Source organism: Alteromonas sp. CI.11.F.A3 (assembly GCF_032925565.1).
Lineage (GTDB): Bacteria > Pseudomonadota > Gammaproteobacteria > Enterobacterales > Alteromonadaceae > Alteromonas.
The window spans coordinates 2,488,745-2,509,335 of the sequence record NZ_CP136708.1 but is presented as its reverse complement, the minus strand read 5'-3'; the positions used below and the strand labels follow the sequence as shown (position 1 = coordinate 2,509,335).

The following is a 20,591-nucleotide window of genomic DNA, read 5'->3' as shown; positions in this document are numbered from 1 at the left end:
GATTACATCATTTTGCCACTTTCGCAAGAAGTAATCGTACCAGTTAACAAAATTTACAACATTAATCGTATCAAATAGTTATTGCTTTGTGGGGACTATAAAAGCAACTTATCCGAAAGGTGTAAGTAATTGGCGGGATCGTAAAAATATACGCACAAAAAGCAACCAAAGGTAAAGGTTGAGGGCTTTAGCGTAACCGTTCGAAGGCTTTAATTTTGTTATTGACGTCTACAATCATGCGAAAACGCCCCACAACACCTTGGGAGGTAATAAACTGTTTTATTCTGGTAGACGGAACTTGCACGCTAGTGCCATTTTCCGCCACCATAACGACGGTAGGCACAGCACCAGAGTACAGTGCCTCACATTGAATGTAAGGCACATTAACTGAGAAGTAATAAACGGTATCAGTGGCTTGAATGGTTGTCATACGCCAAACTTTTACTCACTTTTTCAAACACATCTTTACTTAAGCCCTTATGATTTAACAATCGACCTAACTGTGCTTTCATCAATGCCTGATGGAATTCTGCAAACCCTTGCCATTGGATCAGTGGAGTCACAATTCGTGCTGCAACTTGAGGGTTGAGCGCATCAAGCTTTATGAGGTAGTCAGTTACAAACTTATACCCTTCCCCATCAAGGTTATGGAAGCGTTCGCTATTATAAAACGCGAAACTCCCAATTAATGAACGTACGCGGTTAGGATTACCCAGACTAAATTGAGGATGCTCGCTTAACATAGTGATGGTAGCCAATATATCTTCACGAGGCTGCGTTGCATGCAGGGCAAACCATTTATCCAACACTAAAGGATTGTGACGCCATTTTTCTTCAAACTTAGCCATTAAGCTTTCAAAGGCTTCTGTGGGTAGTGATTGCGCTGCTTTAAGGGCACCTAGGGTGTCGGTCATATTGTCGGTCATATCGAACTGCGATATCACCAAGTCTTGATGCTGAGGTAATCGAGCCAAATGAGACAACAATACATTTTTGCAGCGGCGAGCATTAACGGCATCTTGCTGGTAACTATAGGCCCGTGTGGCTATACCGTTAAACGCATTTAGAAGTACTGCTTCCAACTGGGTAGAAAACTGACGACAAAACGCTTTTCGTGCATCGATGAGTGGTTGCACACTAATATCGCTTCGAGATTGACACAAGGTTTCAAATGAAGGTATTACTAAGCATTCACTTAAAAGCTCAATATTGTCGATTTCGCTGTCTATTGCAGCGCGAATACCCGCCCATATACCACTGTCTATTGTAGCAGTTGGGTTTTCATACAACTCACTGATACAGCGGTTATATAAAGTCTGCATGGCATCCCAACGATTAAATGCATCTTGCGAGTGGGCAAATATAGTAAGTAATGAAGCGGTGTCTAGCTCATTATGTACTTTTACTGGGGCAGAAAAGTTACCAAGTAGTACTGGGGTTAGTTTCTTCGCATCACAGGTGATAGTAATCGTGACTTCAGGTGCATCGACGATGAGTAAGTCGTTCTGAATAATACCACTATCATCACGGTATCGATTACCGTCTTCATCGATAACCTCAAAACCTACAGGAATATACAAAGGAAGCTTTTCGCTTTGATCTGCTGTACTAGGCGTATTTTGCGTTACGGTGAAGGTATGTACATAACCCGTTTCATTGCTGGTAACGTTGTGAGCAAGGGATACTTGCGGTGTACCAGATTGACTATACCAGCGAGAAAACTGCGTAAGATCTAACTCGGTAGCTGATTGCATGGCAGAAACAAAATCATCGCACGTGACTGCTTGGCCATCATGACGACGGAAATATTCGTCCATTCCTTTTCTAAAACCTTCCGGCCCTAAAAGAGTATGGAACATGCGAATTACTTCTGCGCCTTTATCGTATACCGTCACCGTATAAAAGTTATTCATCTCAATAACTTCTTCAGGGCGAATAGGATGGCTCATTGCACTGGCATCTTCTGCAAACTGGTGCTCGCGCATCACACGTACATGCTTAATACGGTTACTTAGCGGCGATGTCATGTCAGCACTGAATTGCTGATCGCGAAACACCGTTAGCCCTTCTTTTAAACTAAGCTGGAACCAGTCTCTGCACGTTACACGGTTTCCAGTCCAGTTGTGGAAGTATTCGTGAGCGATAACAGCTTCTACATTAAAGAAATCATCATCAGTTGCAGAATCTTGGTCGGCCAGAACAAACTTGCTGTTAAATACATTCAGGCCTTTGTTTTCCATTGCGCCCATATTAAAGAAGTCGACCGCCACAATCATGTATATATCGAGGTCGTATTCCAACCCGAACACGTCTTCATCCCATTTCATGGCACGCTTTAGTGACGCTAAGGCAAATGTACCCTGAGATTTCTTACCTTTGTCGACATATAACTCTAGCGCAACTTCTTTACCGCTGGTGGTGGTATAAGTGTCGGTTAATAAATCGAAGTCGCCTGCCACCAATGCAAATAAATAACAGGGTTTAGGGTGAGGATCGTGCCACGTAACAAAGTGCGTGCCATCAGGGTTTTCACCACGTTCTACCGGGTTACCATTTGATAACAGCATGGGGAACGATTTATCCCCTATGACTTTCACCGTATAGACGGACAATACATCGGGTCTGTCTGGGAAAAAGGTAATGCGCCTAAAACCTTCTGCTTCACATTGCGTACAGTAAGCACCGCCCGAAAGGTACAAGCCTTCTAGTGCTTTGTTGTGTTCTGGGTCGATGTGGTTTTCAATTTCTAATTCAAAATCATCGGCATCTACATTTAGCGTTAACGTTTCATCATCTAAGGTGTAATCACTAAAAGGTGTACCGTTAATATGAACAGAAACAAGTGACAGCTTATTCCCATCTAAGATGAGGGGCTGTTTTTTGTTTCCGTCATTTTTTTCTGTGTCTTTAACCGTATCTTTAGTAAGCGAGCGCTTAACGCTAAGTTTACTCTTTACCACAGTTTTTGTGGGATGTAATGAAATAGTCAGGTCGACTAACGGGATAGAAAAAGCGGGCGGAAGATAATCCGCCCGACGTTTAGCTGTAACTGACATAGAGTCTCCTAAAACAGAAATTCTACGCAACTATTATTGGTTTGCTTCGCCAGGTTGCTTTGCATAATCTGGAGGTGTTAGGCGAAGAATTTTAATTCCTAAGTAGGCGTAGATAATAGCAAGAATTGGGTTTATTACGTTAAAGAACGCATAGAAAACATAGTCGAATGGGTTTACCAACAGCACACTGTGCATATAGGCACCACACGTGTTCCAAGGAATAAGTGGCGATGTTAAGGTTCCGCCATCTTCAAGGCTTCTAGATAGATTTAGTTGGTGCAAACCACGCTTTTCATACTCTTCTTTGTACATGCGCCCTGGCATCACAATAGAGATGTACTGATCGGCCGTTACCAAGTTGGTCGCGAAACACGTAAGAATAGTTCTGCTTACCATATCACCGGCCGACTTAGCGCCTAACAAAATAGCGGATACTGCACGTTTTAATAGCCCTACTCTCTCAAGTACCGCGCCAAACGACATAGCGCAAATAATTAACCATATCGTATTGAGCATAGACGACATACCGCCTCGTGAAAGCAAGCTATTCAAGTTTTCATCAGGGGTTGAGAAACTTACGCCGTCAAACAAGGCCGTCCAAACCACTTTTAATGCACCAATGCTGGCACTGTCGTCAGGGCTTGCCATGCTAGCAACTACATCACTTTGAAATAACACTGCCCATACTGCACCTAATAATGCGCCAATAGACACAGCAGGAAACGCAGGCACTTTCTTAACCGCAAGGGTTAGCAATACAACAAGGGGGACTAATAAATACCAGCTTAAATCGAAAGACTCATTTAACAATAACTGCATTTGTTCGATGCGATCTGCTTTAGCATCACCGCTTTCGCTAAAGCCCAATATTACAAACAAAATAAGCGCTAGAATAAAGCTAGGTACGGTAGTCCAAAGCATGTAGCGAATATGTTCAAATAAATCGGTACCTGCCACGGCGGGTGCTAAGTTTGTGGTTTCAGAAAGCGGAGAAATTTTATCGCCGAAATAAGCACCTGACACAACAGCACCGGCGGTAATCGCAGCAGACATATCCATACCTGCAGCCACGCCCATCAGTGCAACCCCCACTGTAGCGGCGGTAGTCCAAGAACTTCCAATGCTCATAGCAACCACGGCGCAAATTAAGCAGGCGGCAGCATAAAAGAATGAAGGGTTTAATAGCTCTAGACCAAAATAAATAAGCGTAGGAACTGTACCGGCTAACATCCACGTACCAATAAGCGAACCTACGGCCAATAGAATTAAGCACGCACCGAGCGACATTGAGATTCCATCAACAATGCCTTTTTCGATGGTTTTCCAGCTATAACCGTTTTTCATACCAATGATGGCGGCAAGACCCATTGCCAGTAATAAGGCAATTTGGTTAGGCCCATACGATGAATTATCGGCAAATAAATAAACCGCACTACCCATCATAAGTACAAGGGCAACAATGGGAATAAGCGCGTCAAATAATGAAGGTTCTTTTAATTCTTTAGTCGTTGTCATTTTTATTATTCTTAAGCCTTAAATCAAAAAACTGAGCGGTAAAACATTAGCGCAATAATAACCGGGCAAACAAAGCGTACATACCAAGGCCAAATCTTCCAAAACAAACTTTGCTCTGCGTTTGCATCACCTTCTTTAAGCTCTGCTAGTATGGCATCTCTGCGCCACACCCAACCGGCAAATATACATAGCGCTAAGCCAAGTAGTGGTTGACTGTACTCAGTGGTAAGGGCAATAACGAACCCAAACAGTGCATTAAAATTAAGAATAATAATGCAACTTAGTACAAAGATAATGGCTGCCATTGTCACTACCGCCTTTTTGCGCACCAAGCCTCTGCTTTCCACCATGTATGCTACAGGTACTTCAAGCATTGATATTGAAGAGGTAACGGCGGCTATCGCCATTAACGCAAAGAACGTGAATGCAACAAACACACCTACCCCGCCAATTGTATCAAACAAGGCCGGCAACACTTTGAAAATAAGCGAGTCACCTTGAATTAAAGCCCCCTCTGGCGTAAAGATTTCTACACCATTATGCAGTGCCACATACATGGCTGGAATAATCAGCATACCGGCAATAACGGCTACACCAATATCAACTAACGCAACGGAAGCACCAATGGTGGGCAAATTTTCTTTTTTGCTTAGGTATGAACCGTAAACAAGCATGGTACCCACACCTAATGACATTGAGAAAAAGGCTTGGCCCATAGCATCAATTAATAAGTCGGGGTCGAGGATGCGCGTGAAGTCTGGAACTAAGTACGCGCTCCAACCATCAGAAGCTCCCGGCTGTAAGCTGACATAAATGATCAAGGCTAGGATAAGAATTACCAGTGTGGGCATTAACCTAACCGACCACTTTTCAATACCCGCCTTAACACCACCCACAACAATAAAAGCAGTTAACGCCATGAAAATAAAACAAAAAATAATGTTACGCGTAACCGATGAGGTTAACAACCAATCACTTGCAGACTGTAACCCCACCATATTGACGGCAGAATCAGCGAAATAAACAAGCATCCAACCGCCCACGATGGCGTAAAACGCCAAGATAAGTGAGACTGTTATACATCCCCAAATACCGGTTGCACGACCAATAAAATTGCCAGAAATATTGCCTAGCGCATCCACCATGTTAGAACGAGAACTTCGTCCAATGATGAGTTCAGCCATAAGAACGGGGTATGCAAGAACAAACGCGAGAAGTAAATAAACAAGAACAAAAGCAGCGCCGCCATTCGTTGCTACTTTGGTGGGGAACCCCCAAATATTACCGAGTCCAACTGCTGAACCCGCTGCTGCGAGCACGAACCCGATTCGAGAAGAAAACTCGCCTCTGATAGCCATGTGATTTCCCTTTATTTATTATTGTTGTATAGGTATATCAGACACAAAAAAAGGGCTGGCCACTGACCAGCCCTCTGTCATCAACCTTTAATGTGTTATTGCGTATCTGCCGGTTTCTATCATATCAAAAGTAATGTTGGCAGCTTCATCTAAGAACGGATCTAACTCTTCCATATCTTCAGGTAGGTCATCAAGTGTTTTGACTAATTCTTTACCCATACGCTGTAAACGTTCATTGGCTCTTTCGAGTGCTTTTTCTTCAGCTTCTTTTTTATCTGACTCACGTTCAGATTTAACCAACGAAATAAAGTTCTTATCTTTGTTTTCTTTGTACTCAACAATATCGTCGTGAATATAAGAAAACTCAGGGTCTTGCATAATACGTTTATTATGTTTCGCCGTTAATACGTCCAGCGCAGCTTGGCCGTCAGCAAATGTAGTGTAATTTGCGCGGTTAATACTGTCCCAAGGTAATGCATTATCCTGTTGGCTTTCACCCCAGTCAGCAGGTTCAATTGCTGAAGGATAAAGAATATCAGGCACTACCCCTTTGTGCTGCGTACTTCCACCGTCAATACGATAGAACTTAGCGATGGTGAATTGCACGCTACCTAATGGGTTGTCGTACAAGTCATAAATTTTACCTAAACCACGGTGTTGTTGAACGGTGCCTTTACCGAAGGTTTGTTCACCAATAATGAGTGCGCGGTTATAATCTTGCATTGCAGCGGCGAAAATCTCTGACGCCGACGCACTGTAGCGGTCTACTAAAACCGTTAACGGCCCATCATAAGATACTTTTCCGTCGGTATCGCGATTGACGCTAACTTTAGTTTGACCGTAACGAATTTGTACCACAGGCCCTTTTTCAATGAAAAGACCGGTAAGCAAAGTCGCTTCTGTTAAAGAACCACCACCATTGCCGCGCAAATCTACAATGATACCTTTAACGTTTTGTGCTTTAAGGCTGTTTATTTCCTTTTCAACATCGGCGTGTAGGTTGTTGTAGAAGCTAGGAATAGTAATAACACCTAAAGGCTGATTTGCATGGGGTCCAGTTTCAGGCGTGTAAACCTCAGACTGTGCAGCTCGGTCTTCAAGCTTAATTTTGTCGCGAGTAAGGCTAACTACAGACATGGTTTTCGCATCTGTCGCGCCTTTTTGAACTTGCAAGCGTACCGCACTGCCTTTTGGCCCTTTGATAAGCTCTACAACTTCATCTAAACGCCAGCCGACGACATCAACAAACTCTTCATCTTCTTGAGCCACACCAACAATTTTATCTTCAGGCTTTAACGCCCCAGATTCATCGGCAGGACCGCCTGGCACTACGCTTTTAATTACAGTGTAATCTTCTTCGCTTTGAAGTACTGCACCAATACCTTCAAATTCCAAATTCATTTCCATTTGGAATCGGTCAGCGTTGCGCGGTGAAAGATAACTCGTGTGAGCTTCGATGGTACGCGCAAATGCATTCATAGCAATTTGAAATACATCTTCGCTTTTGGTTTGTTTAGTTCGCTTGATAGAGCGTGTGTAGCGTTTCTCAAGAAGCTCTTTTGCTTCTTCCCACGTTTTATCAGCAAGAATAAGGTTTAATGCGTCGTACTTAACACGTTGACGCCAAATCTCATCTAATTCATCTTTGCTTGTAGGCCATTCGGCTTCTTCGCGATCGTAATAAAACTTGTCATCGGCTTTTTCAAAATCAAAAGGCCCTTTCTCTAACGCAGCTAATGCAAACTCGTAGCGCTCGATACGACGCTGCGCGCTCACATTGTACATGTTGTACGCAACAGAAAGGTTACCCTTGCTCAACGCATCATCAAAAGCATTTCGATATTTTTCGAAACCTACCACATCAGACAATAAAAGGACTTGCTTGTTGTGATCTAAAGATTCAATGAAGCGCTGATAGATTCGTGCCGATAACACATCATCCAACGAAATTTCTTTATAGTGAGCGCGGGTAAATAACGCACTAACGCGTTTTGCAGCAACACTATGCTGTGTCTCTTGTTGAAGAACGGGAAGCTCTTCAACATCTGGGGTTGTGGTGACTGCACCAGCGCCTACCCCAACGGTAAGAAATGCACTAGCAATGGAAATTCGAAGGATATCTTTCATATTTACGACCTCTTGGAGCGTGCCAAACGTAAAGCTTCTGCATTTACTTTTACCACCATACCTGAGTCTAACTGAACATGAATACCGTCTTTGGCAATTTCGGTGATAACGGCTGGCATAGGTGTTTTACCTAATTTAACCGTTACGTTCGTACCTTGTTGCATATCGGCATCAGTCAATTTAGCCGGTGGTGTCTTAGTTGGTCTCTGAATTTTCGGTTTAGTTCCCTGCTGGCCTTCTTTGTTGCTGCCTGCAGGCGCCGAACCAGTAGATTTCGGACGAGCAAATTGACGTTTTTCTTTCTTTTGAGGCTGCTGAGCTTGCTTAGCTTTGCGCTTTTCGGCGGCTTTCGCTTTGCTCTCTTCTAGCTGCTTCTGTGCATGATCGGCATGCTCTTTCTCAATAGTTTCCCCTTCAACACCATCTAAGTCGACACGGTTTGCGCCTTCTTTGATACTGTAGAGGTAGCGCCAGCTGTTTGTATAGTGGCGAAGTGTAGAGCGGAGTAATGTTTTACTCACTCGTTCTTCGCTTTCTAAACGCTGGGCTAAATCTTGAAAGATGCCAATCTTAAGTGGTAGGGCTTCGCCTTCAATACTAAAGCATTTAGGGAAGGTCTCGGAAAGGAAAGCGATAACTTCCTTACTGCTAGTAAACTTTTCTGGTGATTCCATTAAACTTTCTAAATTATTCAAGAGATTTCTTCATTACTCTCATCATCCCAAGTTGCCAGCGCGTGGTCAACCCAATCGAGTAATTCGTCATCATCAATTTCTAATAAATGTTTATCTTGTTGCCAAGACTCCCAACCGTGTTGCAATAATTGTTCAAGCCGATGGGTTTCAATATCTTCATCGGCTCTATCATAAATTGCGTGAAGTACGAAATTTAATCGTTCTGACGCTTCATCAGGGTCATCATGATTGTCTTCCATATCTTCATAAGTAGATAGTACTACATGGATGTCAACGTTGTATTTCATAACGATTGCTGAGATTCAATAAGTATATCGGCTATTTTACACAACCCGAGCTCATCTTGCTCGTCGAAACGAGAAAATTCTGGGCTATCGATATCTAAAACACCAATTAGTTCGCCATTTACCACAAGAGGAATGACGATTTCGGAGTTTGAAGCGGCGTCGCAAGCAATGTGGCCAGAGAAGGCATGAACATCTGCAATGCGCTGTACTGTGCGGGTTTCAGCGGCAGTACCACACACACCCTTCCCCATAGGAATACGGATGCAAGCGGGTTGTCCTTGGAAAGGCCCCAACACTAACTGCGCTTCTTTATAAAAATAAAAACCAGCCCAATTTACCTTATCGAGATGGTTAAAAAGTAGTGCACTGATGTTTGCCATGTTGGCAATGACATCGTGCTCACCAGCAACCAGGCTTTTCGCCTGGCTTATTAACTGGGCGTATTGTTCTTCTTTCAAACGGTTACCCTGCTATTGAATAATAGTAAAACTAACGTTTATACGTGCTTCAACGGTTTCTTGCCCTGGTAAAGAAACAGACATTTCTTTGGCAAACGCGTCTGCGCGCATAACTGGAACGGGCATATTGCCACCAGATTCAGAGATTGCAACTACTTCGCCCACTTCAACGCCTAATTCCTTCGCTAAAAGTGCTGCTCGCGCCTTCGCGTCTTTCACCGCTGCGACTAAAGCTGTTTGGTATGCATTGGTTTGCGTTGTACTCACAAACGAAAATTGTTGAATACGATCGACACCGCGTCCTAGTACACCGTCCAACACTTTATCATAGTTTTCAATATTGGAATCAGTCACTGATATTTCGCGACTTAACGTAAACCCTTCTTGCACTCGGCCGTTAGGACTGTTCACGTATCTTGGTGTTAGACGAACCTGCATAGATTGAATGTCGTTACGTTCAATACCCTGCTCTAGCAAAAAGCTAACAACAGATCGTAAATCCGACGCAAGGGTAGTATTAAGCTTTCCAACGGTTTCGCCTTGTTCTTCAATAACAAAGGTAACTGAGTATGCATTTGGCGTAACTGACATTGCGCCTGTACCTTGAACATGAATAAGCTGTTGTTGCTGTTGCGCTATTGATGCCGTACTTAGCATTGTGGCGACGATACCCGTTAATAATACTATCGGTGATAAGCGCTTGCGTGCGTTCTTGCGTACGTTAAAACGTTTTAAAGGCGCCGCTAGTTTATTGATTGAATTCATTCAAAACTCCGTGTTCATTATCATTAATTCAGGCAAATCATAAGTAACGGTAAGTGAACGTATTATGAACCGCAACTAAATCATTCATAAAACAGGCGATTTAACAGATACGTGAGTTTTAATAAAAAGCGTTAAATTTTTTTTGCTTTAGACGGCAAATGAATCGCGGAAATCAAGGGCAGAAATAAAAAGTGGGCTCGATGGCCCACTTTTGGTGTTTTGAATGCTTGAACACCAAATTTCAGTCTATTATTTCAATACTTTTTGTAAGGAGGTGAGGCAATGGTCGATATTGCGAGGTTTGCAGGCATAGCCCATTAATCCAATTCGCCATACCTTGCCTGCGAACTCACCTAAACCCGCACCAATTTCTAAATTAAAATCGTTGAGTAATCTTGAGCGAACTTCAGCGTCATTAACACCGTCTGGAATATTGACTACATTAAGTTGAGGTAGACGATATTCGGCATCTACGGCAAGCGAGAGACCTAAGCCTTCTAGTCCAGCCACCAGCTCGTTATGACCAGTTTGATGACGTTTCCATGCGTTTTCTAAGCCTTCTTCTTTTAAAATAAGTAAGGCTTCGTAAAATGCATACATACTGTTTACTGGTGCGGTATGGTGATAAGCGCGCTTAGCCCCTTTCCCCCAATAGCCAACAATTAAGTTCATGTCTAAAAACCAGCTTTGTACTTTAGTTTTGCGGTTTTGAATAACATGCACTGCCCGGTCACTAAACGATACCGGTGAAATGCCCGGCACGCAGCTTAAACATTTTTGAGAGCCAGAATAAATGGCATCTATGCCCCATCCATCTACGTCTAGCTCAATACCGCCTAGAGAGGTTACGGCATCTACTATCGATAAACAGTCGTACTGTTTTGCAAGTTCACATAAACGTTTTGCATCGTTTCTCACGCCGGTTGACGTTTCTGCATGTACAAAAGCAAGCACTTTGATATCGGCATCTTTTTTAAGTGCATCTTCTACCGCGTTTAAATCGGTTTGCTTACCCCAATCATTTTTAATCACGATGGCTTGACCACCGCATCTTTCAACATTTTCCACCATACGGTTGCCGAACACGCCATTAATACATACCAGCACTTTATCGCCGGGCTCAACAAGGTTAACAAAACAAGCTTCCATCCCCGCAGAACCTGGAGCAGAAATAGGCATTGTTAATGCATTTTCAGTTTTAAATGCGTATTGAAGAAGCTGTTTGGTGGCATCCATAAGCTCGATAAATAGCGGGTCTAAATGGCCAACAGTCGGTCTGGCAATCGCATTGAGAATACGAGGGTTTACGTCTGAAGGACCAGGCCCCATTAACGTGCGCTCAGGCGGAAGAAAAGTAGAGTGCGTTTGCATATCAGTCCTTAACAATAATAGTAACAATAGCGTATCTGCATTCTTACAATCTTAACGGCTAGGTACAACAGCTTGTTATGAACATAACTGATATGAATGGAAACGCCTTGCGCCATAACTAGGCTTATCTTGAGCAAGATGTGGATAACCCGTGCGTATCATGAGGATAAAGAAGAATTGAAATATTTCAAAAACTCCGACCAGTATGAAGCCTATGATTATTCAAAGGTTATTATTATTTTATTTGGATCAGGGGTTCTGTAAAATAAAATTCACAATGTTTAGTTTATAAAATAAACAAATATGGACTATAGTTAATGTCCGTCTGAAAGAATTTGCATGCACTTCTCCCTTGCAATAGTTAGCGCACGGCTCAGCAATGAGCCATTCCCCTATGCCCAGAACCTATGTTCTGGGCATTTTTTATGAAAAATACAAAATTTTTCTGCTGCAGAGCGCTAAAATTAAGGGGAGATAAAGAGGAATAATAGGCACATAATAATTTGGCTTGCGCGTGCTGCTTAAACCTCAGAAAGGTGCTTATTATAATGCGTTGCATTGTGCGCATAATGCGCAGCAGATGCTTGAAGCTTTTCCTCTACACTACTATCAAGCTGCTTTACCACTTTGCCTGGCGAGCCCACCACTAAGCTGTAGTCTGGAATTTCCATATTTTCGGTAATTAACGCATTTGCGCCAATAATGCAGTACTTCCCAATTTTTGCGCCGTTTAACACCACGGCATTAATCCCAATTAGAGAGTAATCACCTACCGTGCAGCCATGCAACATAACTTTATGGCCCACGGTTACGCCCTTACCTAACGTAAGAGGAATACCGGAGTCGGTATGGAGCACACTGCCATCTTGTACGTTAGTAAGCTCTCCTACCGTAATCGCGTCCATATCTCCGCGAATAACCACATTGAACCATACACTGCTATGGGGCTTTAATATCACGTTGCCTATAACATGTGCGCCGGGGGCAACATAACTGGTGCTATCACACTTAGGCCTTAACGTATCCAGTGAGTATTGCATAAGCGTTCCTTGTACATAATTTAAAATACTGTGCTCTCAAGACAAAATGTCTTTAGTCGACATCGACCTGTCGCATCAAGCCTTCTTGGGTTGCAGAGGCTACTAGCTCACCTTGCTGAGTGAAAATCTGACCTCTCACCAACCCTCTTGCTCCGCCACTAAATGGACTTTCCATTACATATAATAACCATTCATTCATATTAACAGGACGGTGAAACCACATAGCATGATCAATAGTCGCAATACGTAGCGATTTGTCGGTAACTGAAATGCCGTGTGGCTGTAATGACGTACTTAAAAAATGGTAATCAGAAGCATACGCTAACGCGGCTTGTTGCAGTGTTATCTCAGGGGCAAGCTCGTTTCTTGCTTTCATCCAAATATAGCGCTTAGCGGGTTGGCGATTAGACTGATAGGAGTTCGCCGCACCTATGGTACGAATATCGACCGGGCGATGATAACTTAATGCTTCTCGCATAGGACGGGCGATTTTGTCGAAGTTTTTTTCATAAAACTCGATATCAGACTGTACTTCTTCTGGCGGCGGCACGTCAGGCATATCCGCTTGCTGATGATGCATTCCTTTCTCTGGTACTTGGAAAGATGCCGTCATGTAAAAGATGTTTCGACCGCCTTGAATTGCTTTTACCCTTCGGGCAGAAAAGCTACGGCCATCTCGCACCACTTCTACATCGTAGACCACAGGTTTCTTTGCATCGCCAGGAAGCAAAAAGTAAGTATGAAACGAATGAGCTACACGGTCTTTATCTACCGTTTCATAAGCGGCGGCTAACGCCTGCCCTAGTACTTGACCGCCAAATAATGCACGAAAGCCTAAATCCCAACTTTGTCCGCGATATAAACCCGCTTCCACAGTCTCTAATTCAAATAACGAAGATAATTTAACCTCAGGCATGCTTTTCTTTCTCTTGTTGCTCAGCGTTCGGGTTTCTTGGGTAGTATTTTTCAGGTAAATACGCCCTATGCTCAAAAAATCGCGTGTCTTTATAGGGTAACTTCATAAACCCTGAAATGCCTAGCCCTTTTATTGACGGCACATGTTCAACTAACTTGGCTAATAATTCAGAAAACCTTTCTTGCTCGTGATGATTGAGCAATGTGTAATAACTATGAATCTTTAAATGAGTACTTAAAGCTTCAAAAATAATACAGCCCGTGTGGTGAATAGTATTAAGCTCTCTGATAATAGCAATGATGGGCTCAGGTAACTTCAAAAGCTCGTCAGGATCGTCACCATCCTCGAAGTAAGAATGAGTTCTAGATTCATCTTGTGCCACCGACGCACGGGATAACTCAAACGGTATAGCGCATTTTGACGTAGGTACAAACGCATCATTCTCGGTTTCTCGCTCAATGTGAAGCGTATTTTTAGCGTTAAACATGCAACACTTAAATACCCCAGGCTTATGAATAGCGCGTGCAAGGTTAATCACATTGTTAACCGCAAGTTCGAAGGCGGTTTTTAAGGCCGCATCGTGTAAATTCAAACTGGAGTCTACATAAACGCCGTTCGGCTCCCAGCGAATTGCCATGCCGCCTACCACGGGATAACGGCCTAGCCGACTAATTGCCGACACAAAAGCTTTCTCGGTATCGCCCATGCCTTGCAAGAAGTTTTTGTAGTATCGGTCGAACTGGGCATCATCGATATACCGTAATGAAGCATCTTCTAATGCAGACTGCTGGCGCAAATAAGATTTACGAGAACTGTAAACAACGGTTTCGATGTCATCTTGCGAGGGCGTGATCCACGTAGGAATACTGGGTATGTACTGAGGTACAGCGTCTTCTGAAAACACCATGTGTTTTAGCACGTGCAAGTTATTGAAGAAGTAATCTCCCCCTTGTTGCCTTTTCTTAGGATCATCACTGAGCATATATTCTAATATGCTTGCTAACATTTTTGGCAGACCAAGTGATGAAGGGCGAATAACGTGATGGCCGTATCGACACGATTGCCCCGACGCTAAAGCATATAGCGTGCTTGCCATACCTTGTTCATCGAAACGTGGGGATGAAAGCGCCCCGTTTAGCTGCTCTTCTCCAATAAAATAAACATCACCTAATCGGGCATTTGTTTGGTGAAGCTCGCTAGACATCAAGTCCATCACATTGTTGCTAGTGTACTGACCATTTTCGTCTACTTGAGCAAACACGGATGAACCCCAATCGATAAGCCCGATGCTCTCTTTAGATTCATCCCATACTAAGTTAGAAGGTTTAATGTCGCCATGGACGATAGGTTTCGCGTTGCCTTTTTGCGTATGCTTTCTAAAACACTGCAACAAATCACCAAGCTGCACGGCTATTTTAACGATGATCCTTGGTGGAAGTGGCCCGTGAGCTAAACTCACTTTTTCTAAATCCTCGCCAGGGGCGCGGCCCATCACCAAAATAGATTGTTTACCTATTTGCTGATATTCAACCAATGCAGGCACATAAGGATGGGATACTTGAGATAGCATGAAAGCTTCTTCCTCAAGCCGTTCTTGTACATGCTGAGGAAGATTTATTCGAGAAAACTTAAAGACATGCTCTTGCGCGTTTGGGTTTTGCGTAGCATTTGAGTCCGAGCTTGAATCCGAACTTGAGTTAACGCCTAGATTTTGGTTAGGCGCTGTGCCTGCAAATGCAAACCCGAACGCCCCTTTTCCCAATAAGGAGATATTGCGATAGCCTAAACTAGCCAATTGGTCGATGCACAGTGCAACCCAATCTTTAAGTTTTTTGGCATCAGCATGTGAGAGCAGATAAATAGACTGCTCATCGGGTATGTAAAAATGCGTTAACCCTTTTACCTGAGACATGCCAATTGCCTACCTCTGTGATTGTTTACGCTTGAGTGCTTTAACTCGGTTTTAGCTCTTCGTTATTAAAAGCCAGCTAAAGGGATTACTCTTCAGTAGTTAGCCATGTCAACGTATAAGCGGCATGGCTTCCCAAGAGCGGCGTTATTTCATCCAGCACTTCGCCCATACTGACATCTAGCTGCCACGGAGGATTAATGACACACAAGCCGGAACCGTACATGCCAGCATCGGCGGTATTTTCTTCAACGGTAAGCTCGATAGTGAAACAGGGCTTACCTAGTGCCGATAACGACTCACACATTTTCTGACTGGCCCCACTTTTCGCCCCTGCTCGCTCTGATAGTAACGGATACCACACTACCATTTGTGCTTGCTGCCAACGTGCCAATACCTTTTTCGCCGCACTGACTACATCTTGGTATTCTGAAGCCTTTTCGTAAGGCGGATCTATTAATACCGCACCACGATTAGGTGAAGGTGGCGTAAGTGCAATTAAGCCTTCATACCCATCTCTGTGATGAACATGGCTTTGGTTATCGCCAATTTGCCACATGGCATCATCGAGTTTTTCATGTTCAGCAGGATGCAACTCCATAAGATGCAGCACATCGATATCACGTTTTAGTTTGGCACTAATAGCTGGTGAACCTGGATAACATCTATCACTTAAAAACCCGTTACATAGCGACAAATAAGATTGCAGCAAAGGTGAATTTGCCGAAATGTTAGCGACTTTGTCTACGCCAGACTCATACTCTTTATTTTTAGATGCTAAGGCATCATCAAGTTGATAAAGCCCAGCCCCACTATGCGTATCATAAAGGGTGAAAGGCTTATTTTTTTTCTTGAGATGGCTTATTACGCCCATCCAACAAAGGTGTTTAATAACGTCGGCGTGGTTGCCGGCATGAAATGCATGTTGATAGCTAAGCACGATATACCATAAGTTGACGCGCATATTGCGCAGGAAAATGTAGTTTAGCTGCCAATAATAACGCTTGGGCTAACGTCCACACAAGCCCGACAGCTCGTTCTCTGGAAATAAGCCCTGTAAAGTAAAAACGAGTAAAAGCGCCCCGTGATTAAAGTCACTGTAGTTACGCCAATTTTTCTTACCGCACTTATATATTAGCCATTTATATATTAGCGTTCTTGTCTATCACCAAACTGTGGGCCTGCGGCCCACATTAAAACCCAATCGCTATTTCAAATGCATTAGCATGGTTTCTGGCTCTTCAATATAGCTAGACCACAGATTATTGAAGCGAACCATAGTGGCCCCATCAATAATACGATGGTCACCAGACCAATTCACCATCATGATATTGTGCGCTTCAACACTACCGTCAGCGGCAAAACGAGGAAGCTCTTGTGTTTTACCTAGCGCGACAATAGCCGCTTCAGGCTTATTGATAACCGGCGTAGCCGAAATACCGCCAATAGCGCCAATATTTGAAATGCTGATAGTGCCGCCTTTAAGTGCGTCACCGCCCAATTTACCTTCACGAGCTTGCTCGATAGTGGTATGCATTTGCTGGGCTATGTCGAACAAAGACAGGTTTTCTACGCCCTTAATATTAGGCACCAAAAGGCCAATTTTAGCGTCCACGGCAAAGCCGATATTATGATGATTAAAGTAAGTAAGCTCAGTACCGTCTTCATTTAATTGACTGTTAATGATAGGGAACGCTTTTAACGCCAACGACAATGCTTTTACAAAAAAGGGCATAAAGCTAAGCTTTACGCCTTTTGCTTCAAACATGGGCTTCAGTGATTGTCGCAAGGCAATTAGCTTATCCATTCTAACTTCATCGCTCACCGTAAAGTGAGGAATGGTATTTACTGACGCTACCATTTGCTTTGCCATAGCCGCACGAATGCCTCGCACTTTTTCGGTATAGCTTGATTCACCCGCAAGATTAGACGTAGCTGAGTGTTCGTCATTATTTGCACTAACGGTACTCGCGTTAACGTTATTTGCGGTTACGTTGCTGACATCATGTTTTAAAATACGGCCTTTTTTGCCGCTGCCAGCAACAGCAAGTAAATCAATCTCATGCTCTCTGGCGATGCGGCGTACTGCAGGGCTTGCCAAAACTTTGCCCGGTATAGCAATAGGAGGCTCAAAATCCCCGTCTTGCCATTTATCACTAATGGCTAGGTTACCCTGCTCGCCGGTATTGTCGTTAACAAGTGTAGCGCTGGGGCTAGTATTTTCTTTTACTCTTTCTGTATTACTTACTTGATCAGTTGTAGCATCAGTCGCTGTATCATCGGTGCTATTTTGTTGGCCTTCATTAGCGCTTTCATCAGTATGAAGGGCAAATAGTGGGCTATGCACTTGTGCAATGTCGCCTTGCTTATAATAAAGCTTATGTACCGTACCTGAATGTTTAGCAGGAATTTCTACCACTGCCTTATCAGTCATTACTTCAACCACACTTTGGTCTTCAGCAATAACATCACCTTCTTTAACGTTCCATTTGACGATTTCGCACTCAACAATACCTTCGCCAATATCAGGTAAAATAAAATCAATATTCATATTATTGGCTCCCTCTTAATAATGTAACGAGCGCTTGATAGCTTCGTAGGTTTTAGTTTCATCAGGCATATATTCGGTTTCATGAGCGAGTGGATAAGGTGTATCTAAACCACAGACACGCGAAATAGGCGCTTCTAAATACAAAAAGCATTTTTCTTGTATAGTCGCGGCAATTTCGCTCGCGAAGCCGCCGGTAAGTGGGGCTTCATGATTGATAAGTAGTCGGCCGGTTTTCATCACCGAGTTGATAACGGCTTCGGCGTCCCAGGGTAAAATGGAACGCAAATCTATAATTTCGCAAGACACGCCATCGTCTAACGCCATTTGAGCGGCTTTTTGCAATATCTCAATTTGTGCACCCCACCCTAGTAGGGTGATATCAGTGCCCTCTTGTACTAAATCGGCTTTACCAAGAGGCAGTTCATAATCATCTTCAGGCACATCGGCAATAGACGCGCGATATAAACGTTTTGGCTCAAGAAAAAGTACCGGGTTTTTATCACGAATAGAGGCTAGAAGCAGACCCTTGGCTTGGTATGGATCTCGTGGAATAACGACTTTCAAACCTGCGCAATGAGCGAAAAACGCTTCGGGCGATTGACTGTGGTAGTGACCACCTGAAATCCCACCTCCATAAGGTGTGCGAATTGTTAGGCCGCCTACATCGAACTGACCACCTGAACGATAGCGCCATTTAGCCGTTTCGTTAACAATTTGGTCAAACGCCGGAAAGATATAGTCTCCGAACTGAATTTCAGCAACAGGGAAAGATCCTTGTGATGCAAGCCCGTTTGCAAAACCAATAATGCCTTGTTCGGTAAGCGGCGTATTAAAACATCTGCCTTTACCAAATTTTTCTTGTAGATGACTGGTCGCTCTAAATACGCCACCAAAATGGCCTACATCTTCACCAAACACCATGACCTTTTCTTCCGCTGTCATGGCGGTAATCAACGCATTATTAATTGCCTGTAGTAAGTTCATTTTAGCCATTAGCGAACACTCCCAGACGTTTTAGGATATTTTTTAGGGTATTGTTTAATATGGGCTTTTAACGACGTCAGCTGATCTTGCAGATGCCAAGGTACACTGTCGTAAACATCTTCAACTATTTCGTCTATGCCGCAAATTGGAACCGTTTCACTGACTTTCAACGCCGCGAGGACATCTTGACGCGCTTTATCAACTTTGGCTTTGTTCTGCTTTTCATCGAACCAACCTTTATGTGCAAGCCAATTCGCCATACGTGCGATAGGATCTTTTGCGCGCCATTTATCTTCTTCATCTCTAGAACGATAGCCCGTTGGATCATCAGATGTAGAATGCGCTGCAAGTCGGTAGGTCATGGCTTCTATCAGTACCGGACACATTTCTGCTAATGCTATACGGCGTGCTTCCTGCGTTGCGGCAAACACCGCGAGGGGGTCGTTTCCGTCTACACGAATAGTCTTTACCCCATAACCAATCCCACGTGACGCTATGCCGTCACCAGCAAATTGTTCTTCTGAGGGCGTTGAAATGGCATACCCATTGTTTCGGCAAAAGAAGATGACAGGGCAATTGAGCACAGCGGCCATATTCAAACCAGCATGGAAATCGCCTTCTGATGCTGCACCCTCACCAAAATAGCAAATAGTAATAACATCATTGCCTGCCATCTTTTGGCCATACGCATAACCAGAAGCTTGTGGTATTTGCGTACCTAGTGGGGAAGATATCGTCATAAAGTTAAGGGCTTTATCACCATAATGGATAGGCATCTGCCTCCCTTTGTTTGGGTCGGCTTTGTTGCTGAACATTTGATTCATAAACTGATCAGTTGTATAGCCTCTAAAAGCAAGTGCGCCCTGCTCTCGATATTGGCTCATGATCATGTCATTGGGCGATAAGGCAGCTGCGCTAGCAACGGCTGCGGCTTCTTCACCCGTACTTGCTAAATAAAAGCTAATTCTACCTTGGCGCTGCGCCGCCACCATTCTTTCATCAAGAATTCTGATGTATTCCATGGTGTCGTGAATTTTTAACGCCAGTGTTTGGTCAATCTCTGGAAGTTGCGCACTTTCATGCTCACTTCCATCTGGTTTGAGCAATTGCAGCATGGGAATATCAATTAACCCATTGCCGATAACTTCAACCCTGTTTGTTGTTTTAATTTTTCCGAGATGATTTCTATCTTCCACAATAAACTCCCTGCAATTTGAAGGATACGAAAGCAAGATTGCTATTTTTACTATGCTAGTAGAAGTATGTTGGTGGCGTTGTGCTATTTATGCGGTGCTTTATCACCTAAATATGATGGAAATTCTCAATACCCCTTTTTAATAGTATTTATATCCTAAAAAACACCCAACTTGTTAAATTGATGCTAATGAAAGGCTAAGAGAAGAGTTTTATTTTGTAAAATAAGATGAGAGGTTGTTATTAAAAGAGTAGCGTTTAGCTAGCTAATTGACTGTTGTGTAGCCAAATCCATCCCCCTTTTTTTAGTTAATATCAAATGAAAAAGTATGACTAAATGTAACAACATGTGTAATTCATATTTA

At 43.3% G+C, this 20,591-nt stretch carries 17 protein-coding genes; all 17 read right to left on the bottom strand.

Annotated elements, in window-relative coordinates; all coding sequences use genetic code 11:
- Positions 1-187 precede the first annotated feature (187 nt).
- A complete protein-coding gene (locus tag R1T43_RS10780; protein WP_211071887.1) occupies positions 188-430 on the bottom strand; it encodes a DUF2835 family protein in 243 nt (80 codons plus the stop codon).
- A complete protein-coding gene (gene pepN / locus R1T43_RS10775; protein WP_317348762.1) occupies positions 408-3,056 on the bottom strand; it encodes an aminopeptidase N in 2,649 nt (882 codons plus the stop codon). Before pepN ends, R1T43_RS10780 begins: the two co-directional genes overlap by 23 nt.
- Before the next feature lie 33 nt (positions 3,057-3,089).
- Positions 3,090-4,571, bottom strand: a complete 1,482-nt coding sequence (nhaC, locus tag R1T43_RS10770; protein ID WP_211071889.1) for a Na+/H+ antiporter NhaC — start codon at positions 4,569-4,571, stop codon at positions 3,090-3,092.
- Between the two features lie 23 nt (positions 4,572-4,594).
- Complete coding sequence (locus tag R1T43_RS10765) at positions 4,595-5,929, bottom strand: sodium-dependent transporter (RefSeq protein ID WP_317348759.1); 1,335 nt, start codon at positions 5,927-5,929, stop codon at positions 4,595-4,597.
- 87 nt (positions 5,930-6,016) lie between these two features.
- Complete coding sequence (gene prc, locus R1T43_RS10760; protein WP_211071891.1) at positions 6,017-8,056, bottom strand: carboxy terminal-processing peptidase; 2,040 nt, start codon at positions 8,054-8,056, stop codon at positions 6,017-6,019.
- 2 nt (positions 8,057-8,058) lie between these two features.
- Positions 8,059-8,730, bottom strand: coding sequence for an RNA chaperone ProQ (proQ, locus tag R1T43_RS10755; RefSeq protein ID WP_317348756.1), 672 nt, complete (start codon positions 8,728-8,730; stop codon positions 8,059-8,061).
- A 17-nt stretch (positions 8,731-8,747) separates the two neighbouring features.
- The gene (locus tag R1T43_RS10750; protein ID WP_013784069.1) at positions 8,748-9,038 is read right to left on the bottom strand and encodes a hypothetical protein; all 291 of its coding nucleotides are present in this window, start codon (positions 9,036-9,038) and stop codon (positions 8,748-8,750) included.
- Complete coding sequence (locus R1T43_RS10745) at positions 9,035-9,496, bottom strand: GAF domain-containing protein (protein ID WP_057791774.1); 462 nt, start codon at positions 9,494-9,496, stop codon at positions 9,035-9,037. Before R1T43_RS10745 ends, R1T43_RS10750 begins: the two co-directional genes overlap by 4 nt.
- Positions 9,497-9,508: 12 nt before the next feature.
- Positions 9,509-10,261, bottom strand: a complete 753-nt coding sequence (locus R1T43_RS10740) for an SIMPL domain-containing protein (RefSeq protein WP_317348751.1) — start codon at positions 10,259-10,261, stop codon at positions 9,509-9,511.
- Between the two features lie 249 nt (positions 10,262-10,510).
- Positions 10,511-11,632 (bottom strand): alanine--glyoxylate aminotransferase family protein, encoded by a 1,122-nt coding sequence (locus R1T43_RS10735; protein WP_317348749.1) that lies wholly within the window; start codon positions 11,630-11,632, stop codon positions 10,511-10,513.
- 521 nt (positions 11,633-12,153) lie between these two features.
- On the bottom strand, positions 12,154-12,672 hold the full coding sequence (locus R1T43_RS10730) for a gamma carbonic anhydrase family protein (protein ID WP_317348746.1): 519 nt from the start codon (positions 12,670-12,672) through the stop codon (positions 12,154-12,156).
- Between the two features lie 52 nt (positions 12,673-12,724).
- Positions 12,725-13,588 carry an acyl-CoA thioesterase gene (locus R1T43_RS10725; protein WP_211071896.1) on the bottom strand — a complete coding sequence of 288 codons (864 nt, stop codon included), beginning with the start codon at positions 13,586-13,588 and terminating at the stop codon, positions 12,725-12,727.
- Positions 13,581-15,500, bottom strand: coding sequence for a protein kinase domain-containing protein (locus R1T43_RS10720; protein ID WP_317348742.1), 1,920 nt, complete (start codon positions 15,498-15,500; stop codon positions 13,581-13,583). Before R1T43_RS10720 ends, R1T43_RS10725 begins: the two co-directional genes overlap by 8 nt.
- An 85-nt stretch (positions 15,501-15,585) precedes the next feature.
- Entirely contained in the window at positions 15,586-16,461 is an 876-nt protein-coding gene (locus R1T43_RS10715; protein ID WP_317348739.1) for a 23S rRNA (adenine(2030)-N(6))-methyltransferase RlmJ, read from the bottom strand.
- Positions 16,462-16,704: 243 nt separating this feature from the next.
- Complete coding sequence (locus tag R1T43_RS10710) at positions 16,705-18,048, bottom strand: 2-oxo acid dehydrogenase subunit E2 (RefSeq protein WP_317348738.1); 1,344 nt, start codon at positions 18,046-18,048, stop codon at positions 16,705-16,707.
- A gap of 15 nt (positions 18,049-18,063) precedes the next feature.
- Complete coding sequence (locus R1T43_RS10705; protein WP_211071899.1) at positions 18,064-19,041, bottom strand: alpha-ketoacid dehydrogenase subunit beta; 978 nt, start codon at positions 19,039-19,041, stop codon at positions 18,064-18,066.
- Positions 19,041-20,228, bottom strand: a complete 1,188-nt coding sequence (locus tag R1T43_RS10700; protein ID WP_317348734.1) for a thiamine pyrophosphate-dependent dehydrogenase E1 component subunit alpha — start codon at positions 20,226-20,228, stop codon at positions 19,041-19,043. The genes R1T43_RS10705 and R1T43_RS10700 overlap by 1 nt, the downstream gene beginning before the upstream one ends.
- Positions 20,229-20,591 lie beyond the last annotated feature (363 nt).

Coding starts and splice junctions, on each gene's coding strand:
- R1T43_RS10780 (WP_211071887.1), bottom strand. CDS start 430: ATGACAACCATTCAAGCCACTGATACCGTTTATTACTTCTCAGTTAAT.
- pepN (WP_317348762.1), bottom strand. CDS start 3,056: ATGTCAGTTACAGCTAAACGTCGGGCGGATTATCTTCCGCCCGCTTTT.
- nhaC (WP_211071889.1), bottom strand. CDS start 4,571: ATGACAACGACTAAAGAATTAAAAGAACCTTCATTATTTGACGCGCTT.
- R1T43_RS10765 (WP_317348759.1), bottom strand. CDS start 5,929: ATGGCTATCAGAGGCGAGTTTTCTTCTCGAATCGGGTTCGTGCTCGCA.
- prc (WP_211071891.1), bottom strand. CDS start 8,056: ATGAAAGATATCCTTCGAATTTCCATTGCTAGTGCATTTCTTACCGTT.
- proQ (WP_317348756.1), bottom strand. CDS start 8,730: ATGGAATCACCAGAAAAGTTTACTAGCAGTAAGGAAGTTATCGCTTTC.
- R1T43_RS10750 (WP_013784069.1), bottom strand. CDS start 9,038: ATGAAATACAACGTTGACATCCATGTAGTACTATCTACTTATGAAGAT.
- R1T43_RS10740 (WP_317348751.1), bottom strand. CDS start 10,261: ATGAATTCAATCAATAAACTAGCGGCGCCTTTAAAACGTTTTAACGTA.
- R1T43_RS10735 (WP_317348749.1), bottom strand. CDS start 11,632: ATGCAAACGCACTCTACTTTTCTTCCGCCTGAGCGCACGTTAATGGGG.
- R1T43_RS10730 (WP_317348746.1), bottom strand. CDS start 12,672: ATGCAATACTCACTGGATACGTTAAGGCCTAAGTGTGATAGCACCAGT.
- R1T43_RS10725 (WP_211071896.1), bottom strand. CDS start 13,588: ATGCCTGAGGTTAAATTATCTTCGTTATTTGAATTAGAGACTGTGGAA.
- R1T43_RS10720 (WP_317348742.1), bottom strand. CDS start 15,500: ATGTCTCAGGTAAAAGGGTTAACGCATTTTTACATACCCGATGAGCAG.
- R1T43_RS10715 (WP_317348739.1), bottom strand. CDS start 16,461: ATGCGCGTCAACTTATGGTATATCGTGCTTAGCTATCAACATGCATTT.
- R1T43_RS10710 (WP_317348738.1), bottom strand. CDS start 18,048: ATGAATATTGATTTTATTTTACCTGATATTGGCGAAGGTATTGTTGAG.
- R1T43_RS10705 (WP_211071899.1), bottom strand. CDS start 19,041: ATGGCTAAAATGAACTTACTACAGGCAATTAATAATGCGTTGATTACC.